The following is a 14,356-nucleotide window of genomic DNA, read 5'->3' on the forward strand; positions in this document are numbered from 1 at the left end:
AATTAAATATTACTTTTGTAAACAATATTATATATATATGATGAAAAACTTTAAATATTTATTTTTAATATTCCCTCTTTTAGTTACCTCATGTATTACAACAAAGGATGTAAGATACTTACAACCAAGTGAGAGTCTCGTAATTAATGAAGAAGGTCTTGTTCCCTACAATATCCCTGTATACAGGATTACCAAAAATGATATCCTCAATCTTAACATTGTAACAACTCCCAAAGGAGATGCTGCACAGTTTTATTCTTCTTACAATTCCTCAGGAGGGACCGGAACCGGAGCTGTAACAAGTCCGGCCATGTCTGGCGGTGGTTCTGTAGGGGGAGGAGTTGGTACTACTTCCGGGATGAGCAGAGGAGGAAATACGAATTTCTATTTTAACGGACTCAAGGTAGATTCCAATGGTGATATCAATGTTTTTGGAATTGGCTATGTAAAAGCTGAGGGAAGAACATTAGAGGATATCAGAAAAGAAATTCAGGAAAAGGTAAATGAAAATTTCCAGGAAGGTAAATCTGAAGTAAGACTCAATACAGACGGTATCACTTATTATATTCTTGGTGATGTTGAAACTACAGGTCTTTCAGGAGAGAAAGTAGTTCATAAAAATACACTTACCATTACTGAAGCTTTAGCCATTAATGGCGGGCTAAACAGGACGATTGATAAGAAAGAGATCGTTATCCACAGAAAACTTCCGGAAGGAATCAAAATTGCCAAAATAGATCTTACCAGAGAAGATCTTATGAACTCTCCTTTCTATTATGTGCAGAATGGAGATGAAATCTATCTGAGCACAAGAGCAAAAAGCTTGAACGGATTCGGAAAAGATCCTATTCAGACTTTAACAACAGGAGTTTCGGTAATTACTACGGCATTGTCTATTTATTTACTTCTTAAAAATCTTTAGTCATGATTCCAGAAAGAGTAACCGCTGCAGAGAAGAATAATTCTCAGAAAGAAAAGTATGGGTCGTTTGCGTTATTTGATTTAGAACACTTTTTAAGAAGAGTCCTTAAAAACTGGTACTGGTTTGTATTGATGTTTTTTATCGGCTATGCCGTTGCATGGGTATACAGTAAATACTATGCACAAAATATTTATGCATCAGACTTATCATTAAGTACCTCCAGTAAAGGTTCTGAGTTCTTACCAACACAGTCTAACCAATCCATCAACTTCATCTGGGGTGATACCGGAAATCAGGATGGGCTTTATCTGAAAAAAATGCTTTTATCAAGATCACACAATGAATTTTTGGTAAAAGAACTGGATCTTTTTGTTAATTATTCTACCAAAGGACTGATAAAATCCACCTACCTGGATAAAGATGATTCACCGGTTTTTCTTCAGATTGATAAAAAACATCTTCAGCAGATTGATTATCCTATTACCCTGATCCCCAAAGGCGATGGAGCATATCAGGTAGTTTTACCAGAAGAAGGAGAATCCACTAACCTGTATAATTATGAAGTGGAAGGTTTTCAGACTATCAATCATTATAGCAGACCCGCTGATAAAATCATTAAAATCAACGAATGGTACAATGCTCCGAACCTGAGGTTCAGATTACTTAAAAATCCTGTTCCTTCTAAAATTAAGTTGGATAATATTATTGTAAACCTGAAATCGGTCAATGAAAGTGTAAACGAAATTGTTTCTACTACAGGTGTTGACTTTGATAAAGAAATCAGGTCCATTATGATTATTACTAAAAAAGGATATAATCTCAACAGCACAGTAAATTTCCTTAATAAATCTGTTGCAGAGTTACAAAAAAAGAGACTGGCTGATAAAAATGTAGTCAATAAGAATACCGATATCTTTCTAAAGGATAATCTGGATAACATCCGTAAAAAACTTGATTCAAGTGCGAGTGTGCTCAATTATTTAAAAACTTCGGAAAAACTTTATAATATTAAAGACAGAGACGAAAAATCTCTTGAAAAAATAAAAGAACTCGAGGCTAAAAAAGCAGATATCATAAGCAAAATCAATTCTCTTAACAATATAAAAAACACGCTGCAGTCTCAGAATTTTGATAAAATGATTGGAACCAATGCTGCAGGTTTTGAAGATGGAGTATTCTCAGCAACAGTTACTGAACTTAAAGCTCTGTATACCAAAAGAGCAGAAATGGCTTCTATTTACAAACCTTCATCAGAGCCTATGAGAGAAATCAACAGGCTTATTGATGAGGCAAGAATGGGATCATCGAACAGTTTAAGAGGATACTATAACAGATATTATGAGGAGATCAACAAAATTGATCGTGATATTTCAGGAGCCAACTCGGACTTAGCTTCTTACCCTGAAAAAGAAAGAAGATATCTGGATGCAGAAAGAGGATATAATATGATTGAGGCGACTTATAATAGTCTTCTGGGAAGACAGAGTGATACTAAAATGAGAATGGCGACCAATCAATCTGATATTACAGTGATTGACCCAGCCAAAAATCTGGGACAAAGACCTATTGCACCTAATGTCAAGTTAGCGAAAACTGCCATTATCTCAGGATTGCTGCTGCTTCCGTTACTTTTTATCTTTGTAGGTGAAGTATTAGATAGTAAAATCAGAAATATTAAAGAACTTTTAAGTGCAACGAAAATTCCGCTTCTTGGAGTCATTGGAAATAACAGCAATGAAAATATGCTTACCGTTCTGGAGCAGCCAAAATCATCTGTATCAGAAGCCTTCAGGGGAATAAGAGCCAATATGAGATTTCTGATGGACAATGAAGGTGAAAAGGGAAAAGTTATTTTGATTACTTCATCCATTGGAGGAGAAGGAAAAACTTATATTTCCATCAATTTAGCATCCGTAATAGGATTAAGTGATAAAAAAACAATCTTGTTAGGAATGGACCTTAGAAAACCGAAAATCTTTGGAGACTTTAAGATTGATAATAAATATGGGATCTCCAATTATCTTACAGGAGAAGTAGATATTGACAAGATAATTAACAAGACCAAGATCCCTAATCTGGATGTTGCTACTTCAGGTCCTATTCCGCCAAACCCATCTGAGCTTTTAATGAGTCAGAGAAATATCAGATTTATAGAAGAACTCAAAGAAAAATACGATTTCATTATTATAGATTCACCACCTGTAGGTCTGGTGGCAGACTCGTATGAACTGATGAAGTATTCTGATGCTAATATATATGTTGTACGCCATGAATACACAGAAAAATATATGCTGAAAATGATTACTGAAAAGTATCATAACGATGAAGTCAATAATCTGGGACTTGTCTATAATGACTATAATACCAAACAAGGCTACGGCTATGGCTATGGTTACGGCTATGGCTATGGTTATGGTTATTTCGATGAAGATAAAAATTATAAAGAGCCGTTACTGATAAGGATCAGAAATAAAGTACAGGTATTATTTAATAAAAAATAAAGCATTAAACCCTCATTTAATGGGGGTTTTTTCATATGTAAAGTATTTTCATTCTATGAAAAAAAGAATATTTTTGCCACTTTGCCGTTTACTTTATAACAAATTATGTTTTTTTGTTTATTTTTAACTAAACATTAAGATTATCATTAATATAAAAATGTTTTATATTTGCAAAAATTAAATTTTAAAATAACCATAAATCCATATTCTTTTATGAATAAAAAATTATTGTTTAGCTTCCTTGCCTTCCTTGGAGTGGTAAGTGTTAAAGCACAAAGAAACGAATTGGGAGTTCGTCTAGGTATGAGTAACCTAGTGGGAGATGTAGGAAGGACAAATTATATTTTACAGAAGCCGTTGGATTTAAGCAGAACGTCAGATTGGGGGGTCCCGTTTTATGGTGGTTTATTATATAGATTTAATTTTAACCCGCATCAGACTATCAGATTGGATTTAGGATACAACCAGATCCAGTTCAGTGATAAAGCGGCAAAAGAAGATTATAGAAGAAATAGAAACTCATACGGAAAAAATAATGTGTATGAGGCGAGTTTAATGTTTGAATATAACTTTTTCCCGGTAAATAATGAGCAGATAAGCATGCTGAGCCCTTATATCTTCGGAGGTGTCGGTGCTTTGATGTTTGATGCTCCTAAAGCTACTCTTGTGAATGACTTCAGAAGAGATGCTGATGGTGTGGCACAGGCTCCGGTCAATGAATTGGATTTTACAACCACCACAGATTATTCCTTGGGCAAAAAAGTAACAATGCATATCCCTTTTGGTGTTGGTTTAAAGTATAAATTCAACCATTCCTGGGCTATATTTGCAGAAGCTACATTCAGATATACATTGACGGATCAGTTGGATCACAGCAAGATCCTTTCCAAAGATGTAAAAACTTCTTATAATGCTGATATTTTGGATCCTGCCACAGGCGGTTCATTATTACAGTCAGGAAATTATTATGCGGTTTCTAAAGAAAGAGAAGCAGAGTTTATTAAAAAGAGAAATATTGGAGATGACAGATCCAGAGACTGGATAAATACTTTCAGTTTAGGACTGACATATTCGTTCGGAAGACCTCCATGTTATTGTGAATAATATGTCGTTGATTAAAGAAAAAATAAATTCTGAGAATTTACCAAAACACGTAGCCATCATTATGGATGGTAATGGAAGATGGGCAAAATCTCGTGGCGAAGAAAGAACTTTCGGTCACAAAAATGCCATTAATGCAGTAAGAAATGCTATTAATGCTTGTAATGAGATTAATATTCCTTACTTAACATTGTATACATTCTCTTCAGAGAATTGGAATCGTCCAAGCGAAGAAGTGAATACCCTTATGAATCTGTTGGTAGAAACCTTACTGCTGGAAGCAGAAGAGATTTTCAGCAAAGGATTGAGAATGCATGTTATAGGGAATCTTGAGAAGTTGCCTGCATTAGTAAGAGAGCAGTTGGAACGTGTGGTAGAACTCACAAAAGAAAACACAAAAGGAAACCTTGTATTGGCTATTAGCTATGGCTCACAAAATGAAATACTGGAAGCCGTAAAAAACATAAGTTCTGATGTAAAAGAAGGAAAAGTAGAGATAGAAAATATAAACGAAAGTTTATTTGAAAATTATCTTTATACAAAAGATTTTCCTCCTGTAGATTTACTGATCAGAACCAGCGGCGAAATAAGAATAAGCAACTTCCTGCTTTGGCAGATTGCTTATGCTGAATTACAGTTTTTAAATGTTCTGTGGCCGGATTTCACCAAAGATATTTTCTTCCAGTGTATTGTGGATTATCAAAACAAAGAAAGAAGATATGGTTTAACCGGTGAACAGGTAAAAGGCCAATAAATTTTTAAGAAAAGAAAGACTCGATAAAATGAAGTTTAGACTATTACCCATCATTATGTTTGCTGCTTCTGCACATTTTTATGGACAAGTAACTCCACAAGACAGCACAAAAGTAAATAATGCTGTACATGCAGAAAATGAGGCAGGAACTTATACTCTTAAAGACATCGTTGTAGATGGGGTAAAAAAATATACACCAGCTCAGATCTTAAGATTTACGGGCCTTACAAAAGGAGAAAGTGTAGACATTCCGGGACAGAAAATCAGCAACGCTGTAAAAAAACTTTGGGATACCCAATCTTTTTCTGAAGTGGAAGTTTATGTTCAAAGCATTGAAGGACAGACGATCGTTCTGAAATTTTATCTGCAGGATCTGAAAGAACTTGGAGAAGTGAAATTTACAGGAAAAGGAATCGGTAAATCTAAAAGTGAAAAACTGGCAAAGGATAACAACCTTAAACCAGGAACTAAGATCACTCAGAACTTGGTTTCAAGCCTTAAAACCAATGTCCCTAAAGACTACATCAAAAAAGGTTTTGCAGATGCCAAAATTACTATCCAGGATAAAGTAAATGCAGGAGATCCTGCTTTGGTAGACTGGACAATCAATGTAGATAAGGGTAAAAGAATTAAAATTGACCATATCGAATTTGAAGGAAACGATAATGTAACCGATAGCAAACTTAGAAATAAAGCTTTCAAAGAAACCAAACAAAAGCGTTTCGGAATCGGTGGTATTTTGAAATCCTCAAAATTCATTGAAGATAAATACCAGGAAGATAAACAAAGCCTTATCAGTTATTACAACTCCCTGGGATACAGAGACGCTAAAATCGTTTCAGATTCAGTATGGAGAAACAAAAGAAATAACTACGAAATCAATGTAAAACTTAGCGAGGGTAAAAAATATTACATCGGGGATATTACATTCACGGGTAATACCGTATACGCAACAGAATATTTGCAGAGATTATTAGGATATAAGAAAGGGGATATTTACGATGCAGTAGGTTTCAACAAAAAAGTTGGGGAAGACGGAGGTAAAGAAGATGATTCAGATATTAAATCTGTTTACATGAATAACGGTTACCTTTTCTCAAATGTAACGCCGGTTGAAAAATCAGTTTCAGGAGATGCCGTAAATCTTGAAGTAAGAATTAATGAAGGAGAACAGGCTACCTGGAATAAAGTAACATGGCAGGGAAATACAACAACCCATGACCACGTAATTCTTAGAGCACTAAGAACAAAACCGGGAGAGCTATTCAAAAAAACAGAAATTAAAAGAACCTATTTCGATTTAGCGGGAATGTCATTCTTTGATCCTCAGCAGGTCGGACAGGATATCCAGCCAAACCAGGTGGATAATACTGTAGATATCAACTGGAAGCTTGTAGAAAAAGGATCTTCACAGGTTCAGTTACAGGCAGGTTACGGAGGTAACAGTTTTATCGGTACTTTAGGATTAACATTTAATAACTTCTCATTAAAGAATTTCCTTAAGTTTAAAGATTTCAAACCGGTACCTCAGGGAGACGGACAAACGTTCTCTATTCAGGTACAGGCAGGACAGTATTTCCAGAACTATGGAGTATCATTCTCAGAGCCTTGGCTATTTGGTACTAGACCAACAGCACTTTCTGTAAGTTTAAATAACTCAAGAGTAAGATACACAGATCAATATGGAGAAGCCCAGAAATTGAACATCTTCTCTGCTTCAGTAGGTCTGAACAGACTATTGAACTGGCCGGATGACTACTTCTCTCTTTATACAGGTTTACAGTTCCAGAAGTATGACTTCAAGAACTATCCATTCCAGTTTGGGGATACCACAGAAAATAACGGTACTGCCAATAACTTCAGTGTCAATTTAGGACTGAGCAGAAACTCAGCAGGTATTGACCCGATTTTCCCAACAATGGGATCCAATATTGAGCTTTCAGCAAAACTGACTCCTCCATACTCATTGTTTAAGAAGAAAGATTACTCCACAATGTCACCTATTGACAAATATAAGTGGATGGAATTCTATAAGATTAAATTCAAAGCAGATGTTTACAATGAGATCATTGGAAAACTTGTGCTAAGGTCTTCTGCTGAAATGGGATTCATGGATGGATATAACAGCCAGCTGGGAGCGCCGCCGTTTGAAAGATTCTATATGGGAGGTACAGGTCTTTTCGGAGGTCGATATGACGGTAGAGAATTGATCCCTTTAAGAGGGTATGAAAATGCCAGTACAGAAGGAGGTCAGGCTGATGATATTACTCAAAGAGGAGGAGGTACAATTTATAACAGATTTACTTTAGAATTAAGATACCCGATCTCAATGAGCCAGACTGCAAAAATCTATGCCCTGACATTCGCAGAGGGTGGTAACGTATGGAACTCATGGAGTTCTTACAGCCCATTTCAGTTGAAAAGATCAGTCGGAGTTGGTGTAAGAGTTTATATGGGAGCATTTGGATTGATCGGATTCGACTTCGCACTAGGTCTTGATAAGACATTATCAGGTGACAAGTCCGGATGGAGAAACCACTTCTTGATGAACCAAACATTATAATTATTAAATATGAAGCACTTTAAAATAATTTTCACATTCGCATTACTCTTGCTTTTCGGGTTGAACAATGCCCAGAAAATCGGAGTAGTGGATACTAATGAAATTTTAAATAAATTACCTCAGTATAAAGAAGCCGAAGCAAGATTAAATTCTCAGATCGATACCTGGGAGTCTGAACTTCAAAATCTTCAGTCTGAATATGAAAGAAAAAAAGCTGCTTTTGAAAGTGAAAAAGTTTTATTGATAGGTGATCAGCTTAAACTTAGAGAAAAAGAAGTTACAGACCTAGATAAAAATATTAAAACGACAACAAGCTTACGTTTTGGAGCGAATGGTGAAATTACAAAACTGAGAACAAATCTGGTTCAGCCTTTTCAGGATCAGATCTGGGGAGCCATCAAAACAATGTCCGAAAAAAATGGCTTGGGCATAGTTCTTGATAAAAGCAATAACATTAGTGTTATTTTCCTTCAGTCAAAATATGATTACACCGAAAAAGTATTGTCTATCTTATTAAAAGGAACAGACAAGAAGGAAAAAACAAATAGTAAAGGCAAAAAATAATAAAAGAATTAACTTTTGCTATATTTTAAAATCTAAAAACAAATTAAATTATTTATTTACCAGTTATGAAAAAATTAAGTGTATTATTTGCAGCAGTAATGATGGTTGTATCTGTAGGTATGGCAAAAGCTCAAAAAATTGCTACTTTAGATGTAATGGGAGTTCTTAACGCGATGCCGGAGAAAAAGAAAGCAGATGCTGATCTTAAAACATTCTTAGATACTAAACAAGCTGAGATCAAGAAGAAAGCTGACGCAGCTCAAACTAAATATCAGCAATACCAAACTGAAGCTCCTAAGAAAACAGCTGACGAAAACAATGCTAGAGAAGCAGAAATGAAAAAATTAGCTGAAGAAATCCAGCAAATGCAGGAAAAAGCTCAAAAAGATCTACAAGCTAAGCAAGATGTAGCTTTTGGTCCTATTGAGAAAAAACTAAACGATGCAGTAGAAAAAGTAGCTAAAGCTGGCGGATACGATTATATTATGGATGCAAACTCAACAGCATTCCTTTATAAAGGAGGACCAGACGCAACTCCAGCTGTGAAGAAAGAATTAGGAATTCAATAATTTCAGCAAATTAACAAAGATTTATAAAACCAACCGCCTCTTTTAGAGGTGGTTTTTTTATTTTTGCGGAATGGAAAAAGAAGTATCAACTACGGTCAAAGTTAGGTTTAGTGACTGTGATCCGATTGGACATTTGAATAATGTAAAATATCTTGAGTATATGTTCAATGCCAGAGAAGATCATGTGGAAACATTTTATGGATTCACTTATGAAGAATATACCAAGAAAACCGGCTGTACCTGGATTGCTATTCAGAACGAAATAGCCTATCTCAAAGAAGTAAGATATAATACACAGGTAGTGATCAGCAGCAAGACCATCGATGTACAGGATAGAACGGCAAAAGTGGAAATTCTCATGAAGAGTTTGGATGAAAAAACAATTCATGCTGTACTTTGGGTGACTGTTATTTATTTTAATGTTAAAACAAGAAAATCTGAAGTTCATCCAGAAGATATCAAAGAAATTTTTGATCAGTTTTATGTAGATCTTATCCAAAAAGACTTCCAGTCAAGAGTGAAGTTCTTAAGATCTCAGAATGCCAAGAACTCTTAACTCCATTTCTTATTGAAGGTTCCAATTTAAAATTAATAATAAACAAATGAAAAAAATAGCAGTAATAGGTAGTAACGGACAATTGGGAAACTGCATAAAAAAGATTGCCCCGGATTTTGAACATCTATATGAGTTCCTGTTTACGGACTCATCTACTTTAGATGTTACCAATGAAGAGCAGGTGAACGATTTCTTTTATGATAACAAACCTGATTATTGCATCAATGCCTCCGCATACACTGCAGTTGATCTGGCAGAAAAGGAACAAGAAAAAGCCTTTGCAGTAAATGCCGGCGGAGTAGCCCACCTTGCTCAGGCATGTGCAGATTATAAATCTGTTCTGATTCATGTTTCTACAGACTATGTTTTTGATGGAACCACAAATCTTCCATACGCTGAAGATGATTTTACCAATCCCATAGGTGTATACGGAACATCAAAAAAAGAAGGAGAGGAGCTTGCTCTGGAAATCAACCCAAAAACAATCATTATAAGAACATCTTGGCTGTATTCCGAGTTTAATAAGAACTTTGTGAAAACAATGTTGAATCTTTTCTCTCAGAAAGAAGAATTGGGTATCGTTGCTGACCAGTTTGGACAACCAACCAATGCCAACGATCTGGCAGAAGCTATTATGAGAATTATCGAAGCACCACAGAAAACCTACGGCATTTTTCACTTCTCAAACTATCCGGAGACAACCTGGTTTGAATTTGCCAAAAAAATTGCTGAATTTTCAAAATCATCAGTAAAATTAAATCCATTGACAACCGAAGAGTACCCAACTCCTGCCAAAAGACCAGTCAGAAGTACCATGTCTCTGGATAAAATAGAAGAAGTTTATAAAATAGAACCCAAACATTGGGAAAACAGTCTTGAAGAATGTGTTGAAATCCTTTCACACGAATAATGTATATATGAAGAATATTACAATCCTCTTTTCCGTATTATGTATCCAGCTGTGGAGCGCACAGAATGTTTATATGACCAGAGTTGAAAAAACAAATGACAATGCAGATAAATTCTTCTACAGAAAAGATACTGCCGCTGCAGAGGCTGTTTATTTAGGAGAAGTAGAAGTACAGGGGGGTTCAAAAGATGACGCACTCGTATTTTCCATGGTATATAAAAAAGCAAAAGAGATTGGTGCCAATACATTTGAATTAAAACCTTTCGAAAATGTTGATGGTACTCCGCAGACATTCAATGCTGCCAATTATAAAATTGCTTTATATTACACACCTAAAGAAAAATTGGCGGCTAAAAATGGGGAGATGTATATATTTGCATCTTCTGAAAAAGATCAGAAAATAAATGTTAACCGTAAAGACTATATTATTTCTCCCAGATCATTTTTAAAATTAAAAGTGGTTCCGGGAGAAATCTATACGATTTCAACCAAAAAGCTTTTAGGCTCTACAGTGAAAGTTCAGCCAAAAGCCAATGATGACAATCTTTATTTTCAGGTTTCCTCCCTGAAAGTAAAATCAGACAACTCAGGAGTGGGTGGTTTGAATCTGAAATCCGGGGATATTATTGGTCTGGAGAAATCCTACGCTGAGTTTTTGAGCGTAATATATAAGGAAATCAAACCTTAGAAACATTCTATACTAAACAATTGTAGGTTTTTGGCCTATATAAATCAACAATAGGAACGGGCTGAAGCCCGTTCTTTTATATAATCTTTGTATTGAGTTTTAGCTCAAATGTTTTTCCAGTCACATTTTTTACAGGCTTTATTGAAAATCTTCCCTTAACTTATTATATATGTCAATAGGGAACGGGCTAAAATCCTGAGCTTAGTCTAATGAATCCCATTTAATAAAGATACTCCCTCCATCTGAATTCAATTCAAACCTGCACCTTATTATAGATACCTTATTTGATGTTCCAAACCCCAAAATCCCACATCTCACGCTCTCTCACCCTCAAACCCTCCCACACTCCCACGCTCTCACCCCGATCTTCCAAACAAATGTTTAAAATTTTTCTCCCTGCCTTCCAGTCCTTTAGGAATAAATATCACTGTAATGTAAAATTTATGTTAAATAAACTTGTTTTGCGTTGTAGGAAGTTACTATCTTTGCCCCACTGAAAACGAGAGTAGAACAGTAGCGCAGAAGAACCTTTAGATGGGCAGAGACAATATTACTTCAAAAAAGAGACGGACGAAAAAAAACTTTAAATTTTTTTGTAAAAAAAGTTGCCAGTTTAAAAAGAGTTTGTATCTTTGCAGTCCCAATTAGAGGGAGCGCGGGAGTATAGAGATTGAGGTTTTGAGAAGGGTTAAGGTTACTTAAAAAACTTTAAAATTTTCTTCAAAAACATTTGGTCATTAAAAAATAAAGTTTTACTTTTGCACTCGCAAATACGGAGCGACACTGACAGAGAGATTGCTTCGTTGAAAAGCGAAAGATATAAAGATCATTGACATACAATATAACAACCAAGTAAGGAAAAACTAAAGCGTTAAAAACTTTGAGTGAGTCAGACAAACATACAATGGAGAGTTTGATCCTGGCTCAGGATGAACGCTAGCGGGAGGCCTAACACATGCAAGCCGAGCGGTAGAGATCTTTCGGGATCTTGAGAGCGGCGTACGGGTGCGGAACACGTGTGCAACCTGCCTTTATCTGGGGGATAGCCTTTCGAAAGGAAGATTAATACCCCATAATATACTGAATGGCATCATTCGGTATTGAAAACTCCGGTGGATAGAGATGGGCACGCGCAAGATTAGATAGTTGGTGAGGTAACGGCTCACCAAGTCTGCGATCTTTAGGGGGCCTGAGAGGGTGATCCCCCACACTGGTACTGAGACACGGACCAGACTCCTACGGGAGGCAGCAGTGAGGAATATTGGACAATGGGTGAGAGCCTGATCCAGCCATCCCGCGTGAAGGACGACGGCCCTATGGGTTGTAAACTTCTTTTGTATAGGGATAAACCTACCCTCGTGAGGGTAGCTGAAGGTACTATACGAATAAGCACCGGCTAACTCCGTGCCAGCAGCCGCGGTAATACGGAGGGTGCAAGCGTTATCCGGATTTATTGGGTTTAAAGGGTCCGTAGGCGGATCTGTAAGTCAGTGGTGAAATCTCACAGCTTAACTGTGAAACTGCCATTGATACTGCAGGTCTTGAGTGTTGTTGAAGTAGCTGGAATAAGTAGTGTAGCGGTGAAATGCATAGATATTACTTAGAACACCAATTGCGAAGGCAGGTTACTAAGCAACAACTGACGCTGATGGACGAAAGCGTGGGGAGCGAACAGGATTAGATACCCTGGTAGTCCACGCCGTAAACGATGCTAACTCGTTTTTGGAATGTAAGTTTCAGAGACTAAGCGAAAGTGATAAGTTAGCCACCTGGGGAGTACGAACGCAAGTTTGAAACTCAAAGGAATTGACGGGGGCCCGCACAAGCGGTGGATTATGTGGTTTAATTCGATGATACGCGAGGAACCTTACCAAGGCTTAAATGGGAAATGACAGGTTTAGAAATAGACTTTTCTTCGGACATTTTTCAAGGTGCTGCATGGTTGTCGTCAGCTCGTGCCGTGAGGTGTTAGGTTAAGTCCTGCAACGAGCGCAACCCCTGTCACTAGTTGCCATCATTAAGTTGGGGACTCTAGTGAGACTGCCTACGCAAGTAGAGAGGAAGGTGGGGATGACGTCAAATCATCACGGCCCTTACGCCTTGGGCCACACACGTAATACAATGGCCGGTACAGAGGGCAGCTACACTGCGAAGTGATGCAAATCTCGAAAGCCGGTCTCAGTTCGGATTGGAGTCTGCAACTCGACTCTATGAAGCTGGAATCGCTAGTAATCGCGCATCAGCCATGGCGCGGTGAATACGTTCCCGGGCCTTGTACACACCGCCCGTCAAGCCATGGAAGTCTGGGGTACCTGAAGTCGGTGACCGTAACAGGAGCTGCCTAGGGTAAAACAGGTAACTAGGGCTAAGTCGTAACAAGGTAGCCGTACCGGAAGGTGCGGCTGGAACATCTCATTTTAGAGCGTCTTAGGACGTTAAACAAAATCAGTATCGTAAGATACAAAATACTTACTTAAAGCATAGCTTTAGTTTTTTGTTTGGTTGATTTATATTAAAAATACAAAACCCACTAGAAATTAGTAAAGGGATTGAGAGAGGCAAAGAAGATAAAAGCAGAGAGAGAAAGACGAAGAAATTAGTCTATTATCTATCAGTCTATCATCTTTTACGTCTAAAAGACAGTCTCGTAGCTCAGCTGGTTAGAGCGCTACACTGATAATGTAGAGGTCGGCAGTTCGAGCCTGCCCGAGACTACTAATTAAAGCGGTAAGCATTAAGCTGGAAGCAGTAGGCGATACGCCTAAAGCTTATAGCGTAAAGCCTGCAGCACCTAGAGGGGGAATTAGCTCAGCTGGCTAGAGCGCCTGCCTTGCACGCAGGAGGTCAAGGGTTCGACTCCCTTATTCTCCACCATCATAGATGGTTTAGTTTTAAAAAAGCAAATAGAGCCAAAAACAATATTTGCGAATTAAATCAGAAATAGATTTAAGATCATTGACATTAACGGTAAAGACATCACAAAGAGAAAACCGAGCGCATAAAGCGCTTGAGTAACCAATAGGAAAGAAATCGTTAAGGGCGTATGGCGGATGCCTAGGCTTTCAGAGGCGACGAAGGACGTGGTAAGCTGCGAAAAGCTGCGGGGATTGGCACACACGAATTGATCCGCAGATATCCGAATGGGGCAACCCGGCATATTGAAGATATGTCACCTCGCAAGAGGAGCAAACCCGGAGAACTGAAACATCTAAGTACCCGGAGGAAAAG

At 37.3% G+C, this 14,356-nt stretch carries 10 protein-coding genes, 2 tRNA genes and 2 rRNA genes (1 of these 14 cut by a window edge); all 14 read left to right on the plus strand.

All coding sequences use genetic code 11. From position 1 onward, the window contains the following. The first annotated feature begins 37 nt into the window (after positions 1-37). Positions 38-922, plus strand: a complete 885-nt coding sequence (locus tag AB1278_RS02840; RefSeq protein ID WP_110009827.1) for a polysaccharide biosynthesis/export family protein — start codon at positions 38-40, stop codon at positions 920-922. Between the two features lie 2 nt (positions 923-924). Continuing rightward, entirely contained in the window at positions 925-3,423 is a 2,499-nt protein-coding gene (locus tag AB1278_RS02845) for a polysaccharide biosynthesis tyrosine autokinase (protein ID WP_202839846.1), read from the plus strand. A gap of 213 nt (positions 3,424-3,636) precedes the next feature. Continuing rightward, positions 3,637-4,527: a DUF6089 family protein gene (locus tag AB1278_RS02850; RefSeq protein ID WP_202839844.1), complete on the plus strand. Its 891-nt coding sequence runs from the start codon at positions 3,637-3,639 to the stop codon at positions 4,525-4,527. A 1-nt stretch (position 4,528) separates the two neighbouring features. After that, positions 4,529-5,278 carry an isoprenyl transferase gene (locus tag AB1278_RS02855; RefSeq protein WP_110009824.1) on the plus strand — a complete coding sequence of 250 codons (750 nt, stop codon included), beginning with the start codon at positions 4,529-4,531 and terminating at the stop codon, positions 5,276-5,278. 28 nt (positions 5,279-5,306) lie between these two features. Beyond that, positions 5,307-7,841 carry an outer membrane protein assembly factor BamA gene (gene bamA, locus AB1278_RS02860; protein WP_110009823.1) on the plus strand — a complete coding sequence of 845 codons (2,535 nt, stop codon included), beginning with the start codon at positions 5,307-5,309 and terminating at the stop codon, positions 7,839-7,841. Between the two features lie 9 nt (positions 7,842-7,850). Continuing rightward, complete coding sequence (locus AB1278_RS02865; protein WP_110009822.1) at positions 7,851-8,405, plus strand: OmpH family outer membrane protein; 555 nt, start codon at positions 7,851-7,853, stop codon at positions 8,403-8,405. Between the two features lie 65 nt (positions 8,406-8,470). Then, the gene (locus AB1278_RS02870) at positions 8,471-8,974 is read left to right on the plus strand and encodes an OmpH family outer membrane protein (RefSeq protein ID WP_110009821.1); all 504 of its coding nucleotides are present in this window, start codon (positions 8,471-8,473) and stop codon (positions 8,972-8,974) included. Positions 8,975-9,044: 70 nt separating this feature from the next. Continuing rightward, entirely contained in the window at positions 9,045-9,530 is a 486-nt protein-coding gene (locus tag AB1278_RS02875) for an acyl-CoA thioesterase (RefSeq protein WP_110009820.1), read from the plus strand. A gap of 46 nt (positions 9,531-9,576) precedes the next feature. Further along, a complete protein-coding gene (rfbD, locus tag AB1278_RS02880) occupies positions 9,577-10,440 on the plus strand; it encodes a dTDP-4-dehydrorhamnose reductase (RefSeq protein WP_202839840.1) in 864 nt (287 codons plus the stop codon). Positions 10,441-10,447: 7 nt separating this feature from the next. Continuing rightward, positions 10,448-11,128: a hypothetical protein gene (locus AB1278_RS02885; protein ID WP_429812308.1), complete on the plus strand. Its 681-nt coding sequence runs from the start codon at positions 10,448-10,450 to the stop codon at positions 11,126-11,128. 901 nt (positions 11,129-12,029) lie between these two features. Then, positions 12,030-13,546, plus strand: a 16S ribosomal RNA gene (locus AB1278_RS02890). Positions 13,547-13,769: 223 nt separating this feature from the next. Continuing rightward, a tRNA-Ile gene (locus AB1278_RS02895) sits at positions 13,770-13,843 on the plus strand. An 82-nt stretch (positions 13,844-13,925) separates the two neighbouring features. Then, positions 13,926-14,002, plus strand: a tRNA-Ala gene (locus AB1278_RS02900). Positions 14,003-14,151: 149 nt separating this feature from the next. Continuing rightward, a 23S ribosomal RNA gene (locus tag AB1278_RS02905) occupies positions 14,152-14,356 on the plus strand; it runs 2,550 nt beyond the window's last position. The 16S and 23S rRNA genes sit together here with 2 tRNA genes alongside, the layout of an rRNA operon.

Source organism: Chryseobacterium sp. NRRL B-14798 (genome assembly GCF_050470705.1).
Taxonomy (GTDB): Bacteria; Bacteroidota; Bacteroidia; order Flavobacteriales; family Weeksellaceae; genus Chryseobacterium; species Chryseobacterium cupriresistens.